This window comes from Burkholderia arboris (assembly GCF_038723655.1).
Taxonomy (GTDB): Bacteria; Pseudomonadota; Gammaproteobacteria; order Burkholderiales; family Burkholderiaceae; genus Burkholderia; species Burkholderia arboris.
In genome coordinates this window covers 1,497,751-1,516,499 of record NZ_CP109822.1, presented here as the reverse complement: position 1 = coordinate 1,516,499, position 18,749 = coordinate 1,497,751, and the positions used below count along the sequence as shown (strand labels likewise).

Here is an 18,749-nt window from a genome sequence, read left to right as displayed (position 1 = left end):
TTCTCCGTGCTTACGCATGAGCAAAATCGGCCGCGTGCGCGAGCTCGGACGCGATCCGAGCGTGCCAGGCCGCGCGCCGGCGCTGCCGGCTGTCCGCATCGATCGAGGGTTCGAACACGGCGTCGGTGACGAGCGTCGCGCGGGCCGCGTCGAGCGAATCCCACAGCAACCCCGATGCACCCGCGAGGAATGCCGCGCCACGCAGGCTCGCGCGGTCGCCTTCGCGCATCCGGCGCACCGGCACGCCGCTCACGTCGGCCTGGATCTGCAGCAGCGTGTCGCTGCCCGCGAGGCCGCCGCCGACGATCAGCTCGGACACGTCGGCCCGCGCGACCGCCTGGTTGGCTTCCATGCACGATGCAACCGAATGCGCGATGCCTTCGAGCACCGCATAGGCGACCTCCGCCTGTGTCGTCGCGATCGAGATGCCCGACAGCAACGCACGCGCGTTCGGCTCCATCCGCGGCACGCGCAGGCCCGTGAGCGCCGGCACGAACGTCACCCCGCGCGCCGACTGCACGGTGCCCGCCAGCGCGCTGATCTGCGCGGGATCGTCGAACCAGCGCAGCTTTTCGCAGACCCAGCGCAAGGCCGATCCGGTCGTCGCGACAAAGGTTTCGAGCGAGTAATGCGACACGCCGCCGTGCCGCCGTGCAGTCATCGCGAGCGTGCCGTCGTGCGCGTGACCGGGTTGCGCATGCGATCCGGCGTCCGGGCGCGCCGTACCCGTCAGCAGGTCGACGAAGCTGCCGGTGCCGTGCACGCACATCGCCTGCCCGCGCTCGACGCAGCCGAGGCCGACTGCCCCCGCGAACTGGTCGCCTGCGCACGCGAGAATCGGCACGTCGATGCCGAGCACGTCCTCGCGCGTGCGGCCGAACGCGTCGGCATCCTCGCGCAGCGCGGGCAGCAGCTCGCGCGGAAAGCCGAGCGCATCGAGCCACGGGTCGAAGTAGCGGTGTTCGCCGAGCCGGTACGCACTCGCGGAAGTTGCGTTGGTCGGCGTCGTCACGCACGCGCGCGCATCGGACAGATGCCACAGCAGCCACGTATCGATCGTGCCGAACGCGAGACAGCCGGCGCGCTGCGCGTCGGCCGCCGCCTGCGACGTGCGCAACTGGTGCACGGCCCACAGATACGGCGAGCGCACGCCCGCCGGCCGCCCGACCTGCGGCACCAGCACGCGGTCCCAGTCGGCCGCGAGACGGTCGAGCTCGTCGGCATGACGCGTGTCCTGCCAGACCATCGCGGGCACGAGCGCGCGCCCGGTCCGCGTGTCCCACAGCACGGCGGTCGCACGCTGCGTCGCGAGCGCCAGCGCGACGATGCGCACACCCTGCTCATGCGCATGGGCAAGCGTCGCGCGGCAGACCGCGAGCGTCTTGTCGAGGATCGCGTTCGCGTCCTGTTCGACGACGCCGGGCCGCGGGCTGTCGACCGACAGCGGCAGGTATTCCAGGCACGACACGTGTCCGCTCGCGTCGACGAGCGCGGCGCGCGTGCCGGACGTGCCTTCGTCGATCGCGAGAATGGCGTTTCGGGTTTCGGTCATCGCTGCGTTTTCTCGATGGCGGGTTTCAGGAAGGCCGACGCGGTGCGCGCGTCTTCGCCGAAGTGCGGCGCGTCGGGTTCGTTGTCGGGATTGATCGTCGTGCGGGTTGGATCCCAGCGGATCGCGAAGCAGATCGCGCTGGCCACGCACGGCACGATCGCGAGAATCAGGAACGTGTGCTCGAGGCCGTAGCGCGCACGAAACAGCGGAAAGACCAGCAGGCCGAGCGCCGCGCCGATCGACCCGAGCGCGCCGACGATGCCGTTCGCGCCCGCCCGCAGCTCGCCGCGAAACGACAGCGACGACAGGCTCTTGCCGTTCGCGCCGGGGCCGGCCGAGTGGAACAGGATGAACAGCGACGGCACGACCACCGACAGCCACAGCGGCATGCGCGCATGAAACAGCCCGAGCGCAACCAGCATCGCGCAGACCGCCGCGAAGCCGAATGCCGACGCACGACGCAGGCCGGCACGGCGGCCGACCGCCGACGACGAGAAGCCGCCGACGATCCCGAACAGGTTGAACACGAGCGCGCCGAGCGTCGCGTAGACGAAATCCTTGCCGAACAGCGCGGCGCTGATCAGCGGCAGATACCAGCCGATCGCGAAGTATTCGATCGACTGGCCGATCTGCACGGTCGCGGCCAGGATCGTGCGCGGCAGGTAGACGCCGCGGAAGATCAGCAGCACGTTCGCGAGGCCGCGCGTGGCCGGATTGACGACCGGCGTGCGTTCATGCGCAGGCGCGGCGATGAATCCCTGCCCGTAGATGAGTGTCATCGCGCGCGCCGCATCGTCGAGCCGCGCCTTGCGTGCGAGCCAGATCGGGCTTTCGACGAGGTACGCGCATTGCAGCGCGAGGATCGCGACGCCGAATACCGCGGTGGCCGCCACCGAGTAGCGCCAGATCGAATCGCCGACCTGCCACGCATGAAACAGCAGCGCGAGCAGCAGGTTCAGGCAGACGGCCGTGTACCACATGCCCTGCCAGGTATTGAGCCGGCTCTTCAGGCGGCCCGGCGTGAACTCCGCGAGCATCGCCATCGCGATCGCGAAGTCGATTCCGTACGCCATCCCGACGAAGAAGCGGCCCGCGAGAATCGCGTTGAAATCCGGTGCGAACACCACCAGCAGCGCACCGATCACCGACAGCAGCTTCGCGGCGATCAGCGGCCGCACACGGCCCCACCGGTCGGCCATCCAGCCGCCGATCGGGTTGAACGCGATCGCGACCCACGATGCGAACGACGTCATCCATGCGACCTGCGCGGCCGACAGATGCAATTCGTGTGTCATCGGCCCAAGGCCGGCGCTCAGTGCCGAGTTGGAAAATGCGTCGAGAAACAGCCCGCCGAGCGACAGCCACCAGACGAGTCCCGCCCTGCCCGTGATACCGGGGCGCGCGTCGAGAAAGGAGATGACGTCTTCAATGCCATGAAGCTTGACTGCGATCGTTTGCACAATCGGCCTCCGTATATTTTTTCTGTAAGAGGCTCGACATTGCAGATGCGATCGACGCATGGAGAGACCATCTTACAGATAGTCTCTTATCTAGATCTGCCAGCGCAATTTACGGCGGGCAGCGCGCCTGTGTCAAGCGCGGTCGGTTGTGCGTTGCAGCGAGCGGCGCATCATCGTGTCGCGCAATCGTTGCGCCCGCAACGGCGTTCGCACGCGGGCAATGCACCGCGAACCGCGCGTTTACCACGGCACGGTCCGCCCCAGGTAGTCGAGGTATTCGAGCCCGGGCCGCGCCCGCTTCGCGAGCAGCACGTCGACGAGGCCCGGCACGCTCTCTTCGATGGTCAGGCGCGCATCGGGCCCGCCAAGTTCGGTGCGGACCCAGCCGGGCGCCATCAATGCCATCGCACGACGCGGATCGGCCTGACGCGCCGCGAAGCTGCGCATGAACTGGTTCAGCGCCGCCTTGCTGCCGCGATACACCTCGCGCATCCCGCTGACGTTGTTCGCAACGCTGCCCTGCCCCGACGACATGGCGCCGATCAGGCCTTCCGCGGTCACGAGATCCTGCAGTGTCTCGATCACGCGCATCGGCGCCAGTGCATTCGTGATCATCACGCGCACGAATTCGTCGGTCGCCACTGCGCCGATCGTCTCGTTCGGATCGTTGGTCGTCCCCGCGTTCACGAACAGCATGTCGAAGCGCCTGCCCGACAGGCGCTCGCGCAGCGCGGCCAGTTGCGCGGGCTCGCAGATATCGAGCATCTCGATATCGAGCCGGCCGTCGAACCGGTCGGCCAGGTCGTGCAGCTTCGTGCGCCCCGATCCTTCGCGCACGGTACCCGTCACGTTCCAGCCCTGGTTCAGGAAACCCTCCGCCATCGCGAGCCCCAGGCCGCGCGAGGCCGCGACGAGCAGGAGCGTGGGGACGTGTCGATTCGATTCAGTCGATTGCATGGTTTCCGCCTTGGTCTGGTTTCGTCATGCGGCCACTATAGGCGCGCACCACGACAGGCGCCAGACGCACCGGATGCAACCGATAGTTGCACCGAACGCCCTGTCATTCACGCAAAAGCGTATCCTGTCCGCATGGAAGACCTCGACCTGAACCTCGTCACCGCGCTCGACGCGCTGCTGTCGGAAAGCAGCGTGACCGGCGCCGCGCGGCGGCTGGGCCTGAGCACGTCCGCGATGAGCCGCACGCTCACACGGCTGCGGCTCTCCACCGGCGATCAGTTGCTCGTGCGGGCCGGGCGCAAGCTCGTGCCGACACCGCATGCCGCCGCGCTGCGCGACCGCGTGCATGCGATCGCGCTCGACGCACGCGCCGTGCTCCGGCCGGCGACGGCCGACGTCGACATCGCCACCCTCACCGCCACGTTCACCATCCGGGCGGCCGCGTCGTTCATGGAAATGCTGTCGGGTCCGGTGGTCACCGCGCTCGGCGAAGTCGCACCACACGTGCGCATCCGCTTCGTCCCGAAACCCGACCGCGATCCGCAGGCGCTGCGCGACGGGGCGATCGACCTGGAAATCGGCAAACGCGGCGACGATGCGCCCGAACTGCACACGCGCATGCTGTTTCACGACTGGCACGTCGCGGTGGCGCGCACCGGGCACCCGCTGTTCGCATCGGCCAGGATCACGCCGGCGCGCTATGCGGCCTGCCGTCACGTGATCGCATCGCAACTCGGCGATTTCGACGGGCCGGCCGGCGACGCGACCGGCAGCGCCGGCCCGGGCCACGCCGTGCACGTCGTCGTGCCGGGCTATCCCGATGCGATGCGCGTCGCCGCCAGCACCGACCTGATCGCGCTCGTGCCGCGCTCGAGCCTCGGCAACGCGTTCTCGCCGGGACTCACGGAAGCCCTGGGGCTGCGCAGTTTCGAGATCCCGGTGCACCTGCCGGCGATCCTCGTTTCCGCGCTGTGGCATCCGCGCATGCATGGCGACCCCGTGCATCGCCGCCTGCGCGATGCCGTCATTGCCGTCTGCCAGCGCGCGTATCCGGATTCCCGCGCGCCGCGCGCAACCGCACGCCGCGCCGGACCGCGTACCGCCGGCTGACGTCACGCGGCTCAGACCAGCCGGCCGCCGCCGTCGATGTGCAGGATTTCGCCGTTCATGAAGCCGTTGCCCAGCAGGAACGCGATCGCCTCCCCGACTTCGTCCGCCCGTCCGACACGACCGCCGGGCAGCGCCGCTGCAGCGCCCGTGAGAATCGCGTCACGCGCTTCCGGGCCGAACCCATCGTAAAGCGGCGTTTCGACGAAGCCCGGCGCGACGACATTGACACGAATCGGTTTCAGCTCCAGTGCGAGCGACTGCGCCAGCGCCTCGACGCCGCGTACGGCGGCGGCAATGACGGACGGGCCGTGCGCGGCCGGCCGATCCGACAACTGCCCGCCGGTCAGCACGATCGAGCCGGTCGCGGGCATCAGCGGCAACGCGGCCCGGATCGCATACACCGGCCCGGCGATGCGCTCGTGCAGCGCGGTGAGCAATTGGTCGGGATCGGTCTCGGTCAGCTTCCCGGCAATGAATTGACCGGCCGTGACGACGAGGTGATCGACGCGCGTCAACGCGTCGAATACGGCCTGCACGGCGTGCCGGTCCGCGATATCGGCGACCGCGATGCCCGCGCCGCCGATTGCCAGCGCGGCAGACTCGAGCTTCGCGCGGGTCCGGCCGACCAGCGTGACGCTGGCGCCCTTGGCCTTCGCGACGGCAGCGGCAGCGAGTCCGATTCCCGAACTCGCCCCGAAAACCACGACGTGCGCGCCCGCCAGCGCAGAACATTGCGTTACCTCGTTCATGTCGACTCCTCGTCAGGGGGTGAAGGTCCACGAACGTTAGGTCATTCTCCATTTCGCCGGAACATGGGAGACTTGCATAGGGCTCATGCCATAAGGGAATAAGATGGATTCGCTGCGTGCCATGCGCGTGTTCGTCCGCGCGATCGAGCTGGGCAATTTCTCGGCGGTCGCGCGCGAGGAAGACACCGGCCAGCCGACGATCAGCAAGATCGTCGCCGGATTCGAACTGGAACTGGGCGTGCGCCTGCTCGAACGTTCGACGACGAGCCTCGCGCCGACCGACGAGGGCAGGCGGTTCTACGACCGCTGCAAGCGCGTACTCGACGAATACGAAAGCGCGGTGGCCGACGTGCGCGGACAAACGCTGCGCCCGGTCGGCAAGCTGGTGGTCAACGCGCCGCTCGGGCTGGGCGAGCTGAGGCTGAATGCGCTCGTGCTCGAATTCCTCGCCGCGTGGCCGGAGATCGATGTCGAACTGCACCTGACCGATCGCGTGATCGATCTGGTCGAGGAAGGCGTCGACGTCGCGATTCGCCTCGGCCAGGTGCTGCCGCCGGATGCCGTCGCGCGCCACATCGCTTCGTCGCCGCGCCTGCTGGTGGCCACGCCCGCATACGTGGCGCGGACGCCGACGATCCGCCGCCCGGAAGATCTGACGAAGCACGCGTATGTCGGCTACGCCCGCGCGGACATCATCGGCAGCGAACTGACATTTGCACGGGGCGACGAGACAGTCGCCGTTCCGGTACGCGGCCGGTATCGCGTGAACAGCTCGATCGCGCTGCGGGAATGCTTCCTGGCCGGGCACGCGCTCGGCAGCGCGCCGGCGTGGCTCGTCCAGGACCTGATCGACGCCGGACAGCTCGTCAGGCTGCTACCGAAGTGGGACATGGTGCCGGCGCACGCGCTGCATCTCGTTTACGCGTCGCGCCGGTATCTGCCGCTCCGGACCCGCACCTTCCTGCAGTTCATGGAACAGCGGATTCCGGAACTGCCCGGTTTCAGCGCGACCGCCACGGCGGCTACGGTCGCGACGCGGCAAACCCGCTGATCGCCCGGCACCGATCCGCCCCCTTTCCCCGATCCAACGAATCCCCACTATTGCGGCGCGCGCCGGCGGCGCCGACGGGCCCTTCGGCTAAAATGCCGCACTTTCCACCTTGTCCGGCCCGCTCGCCATGCAACCCGCCTCCTCCGCCCAACCTGCCTCCCACGGCGCCGACGCCGCAGCATCGGCCCGCGACCTCGTCTACGGCCCGAACGACCGGCCGGCGCCGATGGTTGCCTTCGTCGCCGCGCTGCAGCACCTGCTGGCGATCATCGTGCCGATCGTCACGCCCGGCCTGCTGATCTGCCAGGCGCTCGGCGTGTCCAGCCGCGATACGACCCTGATCGTGTCGATGTCGCTGGTGATTTCCGGCATCGCCACCTTCGTCCAGTGCAAGCGCTTCGGCCCGCTGGGCGCCGGCCTGCTGATCGTCCAGGGCACCAGCTTCAACTTCGTCGGCCCGCTGATCGCCGGCGGCAGCCTGATGGTCAAGCAAGGCACGCCGGTCGAGACCGTGATGGCCGCGATCTTCGGCGTCGTGATCGCCGGGTCGTTCGTCGAGATGGGCGTGTCGCGCATCCTGCCGTTCGTGAAGCGCCTGATCACGCCGCTCGTGACCGGCATCGTCGTGCTGCTGATCGGCCTCACGCTGATCAAGGTCGGCCTCATCAGCATGGGCGGCGGCTACGGCGCGATGGCCAAGGGCACGTTCGCGAGCGCGGAAAACCTGACGCTGTCGGGGCTCGTGCTCGGCACGATCATCCTGCTGAACCGCGTACCGATCGTCTGGGTGCGCAGCACCGCGCTCGTCATCGCACTCGTGATCGGCTATCTCGCGGCCGCCTTCCTCGGCCGCCTCGACTTCACCGGCATGCACCAGGCCGCGCTGTTCCAGGTGCCGACGCCGCTGCACTTCGGCATCGGCTTCTCGTGGTCGCTGTTCGTGCCGATGCTGATCATCTACCTCGTCACGTCGCTCGAGGCGATCGGCGACGTCACGGCCACCAGCAAGATCTCGAACGAGCCGGTCGAAGGGCCGGTGTGGATGCAACGCATCAAGGGCGGCGTGCTCGTCAACGGCGCGAACTCGCTGCTGGCCGGCGTGTTCAACACGTTCCCGAGCTCGGTGTTTGCGCAGAACAACGGCGTGATCCAGATCACCGGTGTCGCAAGCCGCTACGTCGGCATCTGGATCGCGGGGATGCTGGTGGTGCTCGGCCTGTTCCCGGTCGTCGCCGGCGTGCTGCAGGCCGTGCCGGAACCCGTGCTCGGCGGTGCGGCGATGGTGATGTTCGGCGCAGTAGCCGCATCGGGTATCAACATCCTCGCGGGCGTCCAGCTCGACCGACGCGCGTTGCTGATCATCGCGGTGTCGCTGGCGCTCGGCCTCGGCGTGTCGCAGGTGCCGGACATTCTGAACAGCCTGCCGCACGCGCTCAAGAACGTGCTGGAATCGGGTGTGGCGACGGGCGGCATCTGCGCGCTCGTGATGAACTGGTTCCTGCCGGAAAAGAAGTAACCGGACGAACCGCGCGACGCGCGTGCGCCTGTCAGGCCCATCGCGCGTCGTGCCGAACGACATCGGGGCGCCGTGCAGGCAACGCGATCTGCACCCCGTCTCACGCGTTCGACATGCGCCGTGGTCGACTGCGCATCCGAGGCGATCAATCGTCAAACCCGGTCAGGCCACCTTGGCCGATCGATTTGTGCTGGTTAGAATCACTGCATGCCCCAAGCCCCCGCACCCAACACCGCTCCCGAAGCGAGCGCCGTCCCGGTCAAGGAACGCGCGACCGTCGTCTGCTATCGCGACGCGCAGGTGTTGCTCGTCGCGCGTGCGGCGTCGCGCTGGGCGCTGCCCGGCGGCACGATCAAGCGCGGGGAAACGCCGCTCGAAGCCGCACATCGCGAGTTGTGCGAAGAAACCGGGATGACCGGCCAGGATCTGACGTACTCGATGCAATTCACCGGGCTCGCGAAAGTCCATCACGTGTTCTTCGCGGAAGTCGGCCCGGACCAGACGCCGCAAGCGAACAACGAGATCGAGAAATGCAAGTGGTTTCCGATCGACAGCGTCGACGGATTGCGCGCGAGTATTCCGACGAAGCGAATCGTCGAACTCGTCTACAACCACGAAATCCGCAAGGCGTAGCGCGCCGACGGCGAGCGCACGCGTGAGCCGTCGGCCGGCTCAAGTCGACTGTCGCGGAACGGCGGCGCGAACGCTCAGTGCATGCGCTTTCGGCGCAATTCGTGCATGGAATAGACGACGAGGAAGATGCCCAGCATCGCCACGCCGGACGCCATGAAGTCGTTTGCGCTTCCCGAGCTGTGCAGGGACTTCGGGAAAATGCCGAGACTCAATCCTGCGACAGCGAGAAGCAATCCTGCTGCCACGCCCCAGATCGGTCCGGCGGTCTTTTCGATTTTATTTTTCATACAGCACCCGTCTACAGTCATTACCTGAACGGTATCGGCAAAGGCGCCGCGTCTACCTTCAGTGATTCCACTATAGCCGGGAAATAATTCGCAGACTTTTAGTGCTTTTCCGGATCAAGTTTGCCGGGTCGTGACCGTCGCACGACGTCGCTCCGTGACGCAGGCGCGCCATCTGAAGCAGGTCGAATCGCGAGAAAACGGGATGGCGGAAGGCAGCAGGAGTCGAACCTACCCGGGAGTGTCTGACACCCCCAACCGGGTTTGAAGCCCGGCCGTACCACCGGATACGAATGCCTTCCGTGGGGAAAAGAACCAAAAGAACAACGAGCGCCTACGCCTGAATACCCACCCAACCGCTGTCAGGCCGCAGGTAGTGAAGATCGCGGTGGAAGCGAGTATACCCAACCCGATCGAAGAACTCGAGAATCTGGATCGCGCGCTTGCGGCCAAGCCCCGTCGCGTCGCGGAACGCCGCGGCATCGAGCCCGCCGCCGCGCGACGGCGCGAGATGCGCGACCAGCGCCGCCAGCTCGCGCGCAACATCCGCGTGATAGAACAGGTCGCGCACGACCTGGTGCACATCGCCGCGCCGCGCCAGCTTGCGCAGCAGCGTACGCACCGCGTCCTCGGCGGCGCCCGTGTCGCGGGCCAGGTCGCGCACCCACGGCGGATCGAAGCGCCCCGCATGAATCAGCGGCAGCAGTTGCTGCGCCAGCGCTTCCTCGCGTGGCTCGAGGCTCACCGAATGCGTCGGCAGATGCAGCCACGGCCCGCTGCGCGCAACTTCGCCGCCGGCCACCAGCGCCTCGACCAGCGCACGCCACAGCGCGTCGCCGACGAGCGGCGCAGCCATCCGCCGCAGGCGTGCGGCGTCGAGCCCCTGCTCGTCGGGCATGCGCTCGTGATACGTGCGCAGCGTATCGATCGCCCGCGTCTGCAGCGCGCGCCAGTGTGCATGCGAAATTACCGCGCCGTCGTTCGACGCGGTGTCGCGTTGCCCGATCGCCAGCGCGTCGTCCGGCAATGCCAGCGCATTCGGCGCGAAACCCGTCAGATGCGTGAGCGTCGCGCGCGGAAGGCCGAGCGGCGCCTGCGCGAGCAACGCATCGAGTCGCCCTTCGTCGAGCCATGCCGCCAGCGCATCGAGCCATGCCCGGCGCGCGGGCGTGCGGCGCTTGCGTGCCGGCCCGAACGGATCGAGCACTCGGCCGCCGCCGACGGTGCGCGTCGCCTGCGGGTTGCGGACGATGAACCGGTCGCCCGGCAGCGCGAACACCGGCTCGTCGAACACCAGTTGCACACGCATCCGTTGGCCGGCCGCGAGCGTGTCGCCGTCGAGCAGCGCCACGTGTGCGACGCGATGCAGCGTGCCGAGATGCACATGCAGCGGCGCCCAGTGCGTCAGCGTCAGACCGGCGTCCGCGAGCAGCGTCAGCTCGACGTCCAGGCGCGGCGACGTCGCGACGAGCCGCGCATCGGCGACGGTATCGCCACGCTCGACGTCAGTCTTGTCGACGCCGGCCAGGTTCAGCGCGCAACGCTCGCCTGCGCGGCCGGCCTCGACCGGCCGGTTCTGCGCATGGATGCTGCGCACTCGCGCCGCGCCGCCCGTGCGCACGATCGCGAGCGTATCGCCCGTCGCGACGCGGCCCGCGAATGCAGTGCCCGTCACGACCGTACCCTGCCCCGCGAGCGTGAACACGCGATCGACCGCGAGCCGGAATAGCCCGTCGTCGCGGCGCGCACGCCACGCGATCGCCGCATCGGCCAGGTGACGCTTCAGCGCTGCGACACCCTGATCGTCCGCGACCGTCGCCCGCGTTTCGAAAATCGGCACGCCGGCCAGCGTCGAATCGTGCAGCCATGCGGCGATCTCGTCGCGCACCTCGGCGGCCCGCGCGGCGTCGACACGATCGCATTTCGTCAGCGCGACGGCGCCATGCGTGACGCCGAGCAGTTGCAGGATCGCGAGATGCTCGCGCGTTTGCGGCATCACGCCGTCGTCGGCGGCAATCACGAGCAGCGCGAAGTCGATCCCGCACGCGCCGGCCGCCATCGTATGAATCAGCTTCTCGTGGCCCGGCACGTCGATCAGGCCGAGCACGTCGCCGTTGTCGAGCGGCGTATACGCATAGCCGAGTTCGATCGAGATGCCGCGCGCCTTCTCTTCCTTCAGGCGGTCGGTATCGACGCCCGTCAGCGCGCGCACCAGCGTCGTCTTGCCGTGGTCGATGTGTCCCGCGGTCCCGACGATCATGCGGCGGGCCCCGCGAGCGGCACGCATTGTGCGGCGAACGCCGCTTCGTCAGCGGCTTCGAGACAGCGCAGGTCGAGCCGCAGCGCATTGTCGGCGATCCGGCCGATCACCGGGCGCGGCCATTCGCGCAGCCGCTTCTCGAGTTGCACGAGCGCGCGGCCGCCGCGTTTGCCGTCCGCCGGGCGCACGACGAGCCCGGCGCTCGGCAGTTGATCGACCGGCAGCGCGCCGCTGCCGATCTGGCTGGACATCGGCTCGACCGTCACGTCGAAACCGCCGCCGAGCGCGGCCTGAAGCATCGGGCGCACGCGTTCGGCCGCTTCGGCGATCTCGCGCTGCGGGCGCGTCAGCAGGCGCAGCGTCGTGAGCCGGTCGCGCAGGAATTCCGGCGACTGGTACAGACGCAGCACGGGCTCGAGCGCCGCGAGCGTCAGCTTGCCGACGCGCAGCGCACGCTTGAGCGGGTGTTTCTTGATCTTCGCGATCAGCGCGCGATCGCCGACGATCAGGCCGGCCTGCGGCCCGCCGAGCAGCTTGTCGCCGCTGAACGTGACAACGTTTGCGCCGGCAGCAACGGTTTCCTGCACGGTCGTCTCGTGCGGCAGGCCCCATTGCGACAGGTCGGCGAGCGTGCCGCTGCCGAGATCGACGGCGACCGGCACGCCGTGCTCGCGCGCGAGCGGCGCGAGTTCGGCAAGCGTCGCCTCCTTCGTGAAGCCGCTGATCGCGTAGTTGCTGCAGTGCACCTTCATCAGCAGCGCCGTGCGCGGGCCGATTGCGTCCGCGTAGTCGCGCAGATGGGTGCGGTTGGTCGTGCCGACCTCGCGCAGCTTCGCGCCGGCGCGGCTCATGATGTCGGGAATGCGGAACGCGCCGCCGATCTCGACCAGCTCGCCGCGCGACACGACCACTTCCCGCTTCGTCGCGAGCGCCGACAGCGTCAGCAGCACGGCCGCAGCGTTGTTGTTGACGACGGTCGCGGCTTCCGCGCCCGTCAGTTCGCACAGCAGATCGTCGATCAGGTCGTCGCGATCGCCGCGGCGGCCCGTGGCGAGATCGAATTCGAGGTTGACCGGCCGCGTGAGCGCGTCGACCACCGCGCGCACCGCGTCGTCGGGCAACAGCGCACGCCCGAGGTTCGTGTGCAGCACGGTGCCGGTCAGGTTGAACACGGCGCGCACGGCGCCCGTGCTCCGTGCGTCCAGCGTGCGCGCGAGGGTGGCGGCGATGCGCGGCTCGTCGAGCGGCTCGGCCGCTGCCGGATCGCGCTGCGCGGCGGTACGCCAGCGTTCCAGCTCCGCGCGCAGGGCGTTCAGCACGCGCGTGCGGCCATAGTCCGCGATCAGCGGTTGCAACGGTGCCGACGACAGCACGCGCTCGACGGAGGGCACGCGCGCCAGCACCGCATTCAATTCATTCACACCCGGTTCGGTCACGTAGTGGTGGCTCCAGTCTCATGCTTCGCAGTCGGCCGGCGCCGGCGCTCGCGCACCGCCCCCGGCCTCGTGCCGTCAGTCCGCTTCCCGCGCGACGTCCGGCCACAGCAGCGGGTTCGGCGAACTGCGCTGGTAGCCGGCCTCGTTCATCAGCAGGTCGAGCGTGAGGCTCGCGAGATCGTCCGCCAGCGGCTCGAACTCGTAGTCCTTGTCCTGATAGCCGATCTTGCGATAGGTCTTGCACTCGTCGCACGATTCGGCCTTGACGGCTTCGCTGCCGCCCTCGATCCCGTGATACGCGATGCCCTTCGTCGAATCGCAGTGCGAGCACTTCGTGCGCACCATGTGCCACTCGGTCGTGCACAGCCCGCATTGCAGGAAACGGTAGCCCTGGTACTGGCCGCCGACCCGCACGACGCTCGCGACCGGATGCGAGCCGCACACGGGGCACAGCCCCGGCTGGTCGAGATACGGAACATCGGCCGGTGTCACGCGGCTCGCGAGGTCCGTCCAGACCACCTGCAGCGCGGCCATCAGGAACGGCGCGGTAGCCGGGTCGACCTCGGCGAAGCGCAGCGCGAGGATCGCGTCGGCCTGCGCGTCGAGTTCGGCCGGCGCCATCAGACGCAGCCGGTCGAGCAGTTTCGCGAGCTGCGGGTTGACGAGCCCGGCGCCTTCGACGCGGTCGAGCAGTTCGTACAGCACGGCGCGCCAGCGCGCGTCGCGCTCGCCGTCGAGTGCCGGCACGAGCGGCATCGAATGCTGCTGCGCACGCGCGATCGCTTCCTTCGACGGCAGCGGCAGGTCCAGCGTCTGCAGCGTCGCATGCTGCGCGTCGGCGACGGTGGCCATCAGCCGCAGGTAGCCGCTGATCGGGTTCAGGTCGGCAAGCTTGCGCATCCGCGCGGCGCGCGCCGCGAACGCGGTCGCGCGCTCCGGCAGGCGAAAGCGCGGAATGGCCGAATGATCGAGTGCCGAGATCTCGGTCGGTTCGAGAATACGTTGTGTCACAAATATGTCTTCCAAATAAACAAGCGCCGACAGGTCGGCGCTTTCAGGCGGTTCCGACGGTTGACGGGGCCGCCCGCCGCAATCGGCGAGCCGCCCCGCTCCGGTGCGTTACTTCACGCTTTCACGGAACCACTTCGGGTGATGCTTGCGAGCCCAGCCCAGCGTGACGGTGCCACGCACCATCGCGCCGATCGAGCCCTTCACCCACAACGCCGCGTAAATGTGCACGATGATGCTCGCGATCAGCACGAAGGCCGCCACGGCATGCACGACAGCGGCCGCGCGGATCACCCCGATCGGGAAGTAGAACGAGAAGTAGCGCCGCCAGATCACGACTCCCGACAGCAGGAGCAGCAGCAGGCACGCCACCAACGTAAAGAATAGCAGCTTCTGCCCGGCGTTATAGCGCCCGACAGGCGGCAGCTTGTCTTCCTGGTTGGTCAGCACGTCGCCGATCTGCTTCAGCCACTGGCGATCGTCCGCGTCGAGCGCGTTGTGGTGCCAGAAGCGCACGACGAGGATCGCGAACGACACGAACATCACGAGGCCGACGAACGGATGCAGGATCCGCGTCCACTGGCCGCCGCCGAACAGCGCGGTCAGCCAGAACATCGACGGATGGAACAGCGCGAGCCCGGACAGCGCGAGCAGCACGAACGTGATCGCGGTGATCCAGTGGTTCGTGCGCTCGTTCGCCGAGTAGCGGACGATCAGGTTGGGGTCGTCGTGGCTCATTTCGCGTCCTCCTTGATGCGTCGGGCCTCGTCGCGCGCGGCCGATTCCTCTGCGTCGCTCACCTCGTTCGGACCGACGCGGACGTAGTGGAAGAACCCGGCGAGCGCGGTCAGCGCGATGCCGGCGACCGCGAGCGGTTTCGCGATCCCCTTCCACAGCTTCACCATCGGGCTGATCGACGGGTTGTCGGGCAGCCCGTGATACAGCGACGGTTTGTCGGCGTGGTGCAGCACATACATCACGTGCGTGCCGCCGACGCCCTGCGGGTCGTACAGCCCCGCGTGCTCGAAGCCGCGTTCCTTCAGGTCCTCGATCCGCTCGGCCGCGTGCTGCTTCATGTCCTCCTTGGTGCCGAACACGATCGCGCCCGTCGGGCAGGTCTTCACGCAGGCCGGTTCCTGGCCGACCGCGACGCGGTCGGAACAGAGCGTGCACTTGTATGCGCGATGATCCTTCTTCGAGATCCGCGGAACGTTGAACGGGCAACCGGTCACGCAATAGCCGCAACCGATGCAGTTCTCCTCGTGGAAATCGACGATCCCGTTGTTGTACTGCACGATCGCGCCCGGCGACGGACATGCCTTCAGGCAGCCCGGATCCTCGCAGTGCATGCAGCCGTCCTTGCGGATCAGCCACTCGAGGTCGCCCGCCGGGTTCTCGTATTCGGAGAACCGCATGACCGTCCACGAATGCTCGGTCAGGTCGGCCGGGTTGTCGTACACGCCGACGTTGGTGCCGACCTCGTCACGCAGGTCGTTCCACTCCATGCATGCCGTCTGGCATGCCTTGCAGCCGATGCACTTCGATACGTCGATCAGCTTCGCGACGCTCCCGGTCACCGGTTCGCGCACCGTGGGCGGTGGCGTCGTGGTGGCCGAGACGCGCTTGATGTCCAGCGATTGCAATGCCATCTCTTTCCCCTTACGCCTTTTCGACCTTCACCAGGAACGACTTGAATTCCGGTGTGTACGAGTTGCCGTCACCCACGGACGGAGTCAGGGTATTGGCGAGATAGCCGGGCTTCGTCAGACCCTTGAAGCCCCAGTGCAACGGGACGCCGACCGTCTGGACCTTCTTGCCGTCGACCGTCAGCGGCTTGATCCGCTTCGTGACGAGGGCGACCGCGATGATGTAGCCGCGCTTGGACGACACCTTCACGTGCTCGCCATGCGCGACGCCGACTTCCTTCGCGAGGTCTTCGCCGATCTCGACGAATTGCTCGGGCTGGATGATCGAGTTCAGCCGCGCATGCTTGGTCCAGTAGTGGAAATGCTCGGTCAGCCGGTACGTCGTCGCCACGTGCGGGAACTCCGCCACCTTGCCGAACGACGCACGGTCGTCCGCGAACACGCGGGCAGCCGGGTTGTTCAGCGCCTGCGGGTTGTTCGGGTGCAGCGGGTTCGCGTCGAGCGGCGTCTCGAACGGCTCGTAGTGCTCGGGGAACGGACCTTCGTTCATCCCCGCGCGGGCGAAGAAGCGCGCAACGCCTTCCGGGTTCATGATGAACGGCCCCATCCCGTTTTCGGGCGATTCGTCCACCTTGAAGTCCGGCACGTCGGCGCCCTTCCACGCGCTGCCGTTCCAGCCGATCAGCTTGCGGGTCGGGTCGAACGGCTTGCCGGCGACGTCGCACGATGCGCGGTTGTACAGGATCCGCCGGTTCGCCGGCCACGCCCACGCCCAGTTCAGCGTCTGGCCGATGCCGGTCGGGTCGGAGTTGTCGCGCCGCCCCATCTGGTTGCCGGCCTGCGTCCACGCACCGCAGAAGATCCAGCAGCCGCTCGCGGTCGTGCCGTCGTCCTTCAGCTGCGCGAACGCGGCAAGCTGCTCGCCCTTCTTCACGAGCGTCTTGGCCGGATCCTTCGGATCGGGCAGATCGGCGAGCGCCTTGCCGTTGAACTCCATTGCCAGCTCTTCGGGCGTCGGGCTTTCCGGGTTCGAGTACGGCCACGTCAGGTTCACGATCGGGTCCGGATACTTGCCGCCGTCCGTCTGGTACATCTTGCGCATGCGCAGGAACAGTCCCGACATGATCTCGAGGTCGCTCTTCGCCTCGCCCGGCGGCTCCGCGCCCTTCCAGTGCCACTGCAGCACGCGGCTCGAACTCACGAGCGAGCCGTTTTCTTCCGCAAAGCACGTGGTCGGCAGGCGGAACACCTCGGTCTGGATCTTCGACGCATCGACGTCGTTGTAGTCGCCGTGATGCTTCCAGAACTCGGACGTCTCGGTCGCGAGCGGATCCATGATCACGAGCCACTTCAGCTTCGCGAGGCCTGCCGCCGTCTTCACCTTCGACGGCGCCGCCGCGAGCGGGTTGAAGCCCTGGCAGATGTAGCCGTTCATCTTGCCGGCATTCATCAGCTCGATCACCTGCAGCAGGTCGTACTGCTTGTCCAGCTTCGGCAGGTAGTCGTAGCCCCAGTTGTTCTCGGCGGTCGCGGCATCGCCCCACCACGACTTCATGAAGCTGACGTGGAACGCCTTGTAGTTCTTCCAGTAGCTCAACTGGTTCGGCCGCAACGGCAGCTGCACGCGCTTCTTGATGTAGCCGTCGAAATCCTGCTCGGACTGCATCGGCAGCGTCATGTAGCCCGGCAGCAGGTTCGACATCAGCCCGAGGTCGGTCAACCCCTGGATGTTCGAGTGCCCGCGCAGCGCGTTCATCCCGCCGCCGGCGATGCCGATGTTGCCGAGCAGCAACTGCACCATCGCGCCGGTGCGGATGATCTGCGCGCCGATCGAATGGTGGGTCCAGCCGAGCGCGTACAGCACCGTGCCGGCGCGGCCGGGAACGGCCGTGGTCGCGAGCATCTCGCACACCTTCAGGAATTTCTCCTTCGGCGTGCCGCAGACCTGCTGGACCATGTCCTGCGTATAGCGCGCGTAGTGCTGCTTCAGCAGGTTGTACACGCAACGCGGATGCTGCAGCGTCGGGTCGACCTTCACGAAGCCGTCGTCACCGCGCTCGTAGTCCCAGCTCGATTTGTCCGGGTACGCGTGCTTCTCCGCGTCATAGCCGGAATAGATGCCGTCGTTGAACGCGAAATCCTCGCGCACGATGAACGAGAAGTCCGTGTAGTTCTTCACGTACTCGTGCTGGATCTTGTCGTTCGTCAGCAGATAGTTGATGACGCCGCCCAGGAAGACGATGTCGGTGCCGGTGCGGATCGGCGTGTAGTAATCGGCCACCGAGGCCGTACGCGTGAAGCGCGGGTCGACGACGATCAGCCGCGCCTTGCGGTGCGCCTTCGCCTCCGTTACCCACTTGAAACCGCACGGATGGGCCTCGGCTGCATTGCCGCCCATCACGAGAATCACGTCCGCGTTCTTGATGTCGACCCAATGGTTCGTCATCGCTCCACGGCCAAACGTCGGGGCAAGACCTGCCACCGTCGGGCCATGTCAGACACGCGCCTGATTGTCGAATGCGAGCATGCCAAGACTGCGGACAGTCTTGTGCGTCAGGTACCCGACCTCGTTGCTGCCGGCCGACGCGGCCAGCATGCCGGTCGTGAGCCAGCGGTTGACCTTCGAGCCGTCTTCGGCCGTCTCGACGAAGTTCGCGTCGCGGTCGGCCTTCATCAGCTTCGCGATGCGGTCGAGCGCGTCATTCCACGAAATCGGTTCCCACTTGTCCGAGCCGGGCGCCCGATACTCGGGGTGCGTCAGGCGGTTCGGGCTGTGGATGAAGTCGATCAGGCTCGCGCCCTTCGGGCACAGCGTGCCGCGATTGACGGGATGGTCGGGATCGCCCTCGATGTGGATGATGCTCGGCTGCGCGTTCTTCGCGCCGTCTCCGAGGCTGTACATCAGGATGCCGCAACCCACTGAACAGTAAGGACAGGTGTTGCGCGTTTCGACTGTGCGCGCCAGCTTGTACTGTCGGACTTCGGCGAGCGCTTCGGACGGAGAGAAGCCCATCAGGGCTAGACTCGATCCGGCAAGCGACGTAGCCGTCACCTTCAGGAACTGGCGCCGGGACATTTGTAGCATGG

Annotated in this window: 15 protein-coding genes and 1 tRNA gene; 4 read left to right on the top strand and 12 right to left on the bottom strand. The window is 67.5% G+C overall.

Features of this window, described 5'->3' with window-relative positions:
* Positions 1-10: 10 nt before the first annotated feature.
* The 3 genes from OHZ10_RS24165 to OHZ10_RS24155 all read right to left on the bottom strand — a co-directional run bounded on the left by OHZ10_RS24165 (position 11) and on the right by OHZ10_RS24155 (position 3,969).
* Complete coding sequence (locus tag OHZ10_RS24165) at positions 11-1,552, bottom strand: FGGY family carbohydrate kinase (protein WP_174992707.1); 1,542 nt, start codon at positions 1,550-1,552, stop codon at positions 11-13.
* Positions 1,549-3,012, bottom strand: a complete 1,464-nt coding sequence (locus tag OHZ10_RS24160; RefSeq protein ID WP_342705917.1) for an MFS transporter — start codon at positions 3,010-3,012, stop codon at positions 1,549-1,551. Before OHZ10_RS24160 ends, OHZ10_RS24165 begins: the two co-directional genes overlap by 4 nt.
* Positions 3,013-3,252: 240 nt before the next feature.
* On the bottom strand, positions 3,253-3,969 hold the full coding sequence (locus OHZ10_RS24155; RefSeq protein WP_342705916.1) for an SDR family oxidoreductase: 717 nt from the start codon (positions 3,967-3,969) through the stop codon (positions 3,253-3,255).
* 132 nt (positions 3,970-4,101) lie between these two features.
* Between OHZ10_RS24155 and OHZ10_RS24150 the strand changes: the two genes are divergently transcribed.
* Positions 4,102-5,079 carry a LysR family transcriptional regulator gene (locus OHZ10_RS24150; protein ID WP_174992710.1) on the top strand — a complete coding sequence of 326 codons (978 nt, stop codon included), beginning with the start codon at positions 4,102-4,104 and terminating at the stop codon, positions 5,077-5,079.
* An 11-nt stretch (positions 5,080-5,090) separates the two neighbouring features.
* Here OHZ10_RS24150 and OHZ10_RS24145 read toward each other — a convergent pair whose 3' ends face one another.
* Positions 5,091-5,828, bottom strand: coding sequence for an SDR family oxidoreductase (locus OHZ10_RS24145; RefSeq protein ID WP_342705915.1), 738 nt, complete (start codon positions 5,826-5,828; stop codon positions 5,091-5,093).
* A gap of 103 nt (positions 5,829-5,931) precedes the next feature.
* Here OHZ10_RS24145 and OHZ10_RS24140 point away from each other — a divergent pair, with 103 nt between their 5' ends.
* The 3 genes from OHZ10_RS24140 to OHZ10_RS24130 all read left to right on the top strand — a co-directional run bounded on the left by OHZ10_RS24140 (position 5,932) and on the right by OHZ10_RS24130 (position 9,028).
* A complete protein-coding gene (locus tag OHZ10_RS24140; RefSeq protein ID WP_342705914.1) occupies positions 5,932-6,879 on the top strand; it encodes a LysR family transcriptional regulator in 948 nt (315 codons plus the stop codon).
* Between the two features lie 127 nt (positions 6,880-7,006).
* Complete coding sequence (locus OHZ10_RS24135) at positions 7,007-8,395, top strand: nucleobase:cation symporter-2 family protein (protein WP_059237206.1); 1,389 nt, start codon at positions 7,007-7,009, stop codon at positions 8,393-8,395.
* A gap of 207 nt (positions 8,396-8,602) precedes the next feature.
* Positions 8,603-9,028: an NUDIX hydrolase gene (locus OHZ10_RS24130; protein ID WP_174992713.1), complete on the top strand. Its 426-nt coding sequence runs from the start codon at positions 8,603-8,605 to the stop codon at positions 9,026-9,028.
* Between the two features lie 74 nt (positions 9,029-9,102).
* Here OHZ10_RS24130 and OHZ10_RS24125 read toward each other — a convergent pair whose 3' ends face one another.
* From OHZ10_RS24125 to fdnG, 8 genes are all read right to left on the bottom strand, one after another.
* Complete coding sequence (locus tag OHZ10_RS24125) at positions 9,103-9,315, bottom strand: hypothetical protein (RefSeq protein ID WP_059237208.1); 213 nt, start codon at positions 9,313-9,315, stop codon at positions 9,103-9,105.
* A gap of 203 nt (positions 9,316-9,518) precedes the next feature.
* Positions 9,519-9,614: transfer RNA gene (locus OHZ10_RS24120), tRNA-Sec, on the bottom strand.
* A gap of 32 nt (positions 9,615-9,646) precedes the next feature.
* Entirely contained in the window at positions 9,647-11,572 is a 1,926-nt protein-coding gene (gene selB / locus OHZ10_RS24115) for a selenocysteine-specific translation elongation factor (protein WP_342705913.1), read from the bottom strand.
* Positions 11,569-13,008, bottom strand: a complete 1,440-nt coding sequence (gene selA / locus OHZ10_RS24110) for an L-seryl-tRNA(Sec) selenium transferase (RefSeq protein ID WP_342705912.1) — start codon at positions 13,006-13,008, stop codon at positions 11,569-11,571. The genes selB and selA overlap by 4 nt, the downstream gene beginning before the upstream one ends.
* A gap of 75 nt (positions 13,009-13,083) precedes the next feature.
* Positions 13,084-14,019 (bottom strand): formate dehydrogenase accessory protein FdhE, encoded by a 936-nt coding sequence (gene fdhE / locus OHZ10_RS24105; RefSeq protein ID WP_256086579.1) that lies wholly within the window; start codon positions 14,017-14,019, stop codon positions 13,084-13,086.
* 108 nt (positions 14,020-14,127) lie between these two features.
* Entirely contained in the window at positions 14,128-14,754 is a 627-nt protein-coding gene (locus OHZ10_RS24100; RefSeq protein ID WP_059237212.1) for a formate dehydrogenase subunit gamma, read from the bottom strand.
* Positions 14,751-15,665 carry a formate dehydrogenase subunit beta gene (gene fdxH / locus OHZ10_RS24095; RefSeq protein ID WP_059237213.1) on the bottom strand — a complete coding sequence of 305 codons (915 nt, stop codon included), beginning with the start codon at positions 15,663-15,665 and terminating at the stop codon, positions 14,751-14,753. Before fdxH ends, OHZ10_RS24100 begins: the two co-directional genes overlap by 4 nt.
* 10 nt (positions 15,666-15,675) lie before the next feature.
* Positions 15,676-18,747 (bottom strand): formate dehydrogenase-N subunit alpha, encoded by a 3,072-nt coding sequence (gene fdnG, locus OHZ10_RS24090; RefSeq protein ID WP_342705911.1) that lies wholly within the window; start codon positions 18,745-18,747, stop codon positions 15,676-15,678.
* Between the last annotated feature and the right edge of the window lie 2 nt (positions 18,748-18,749).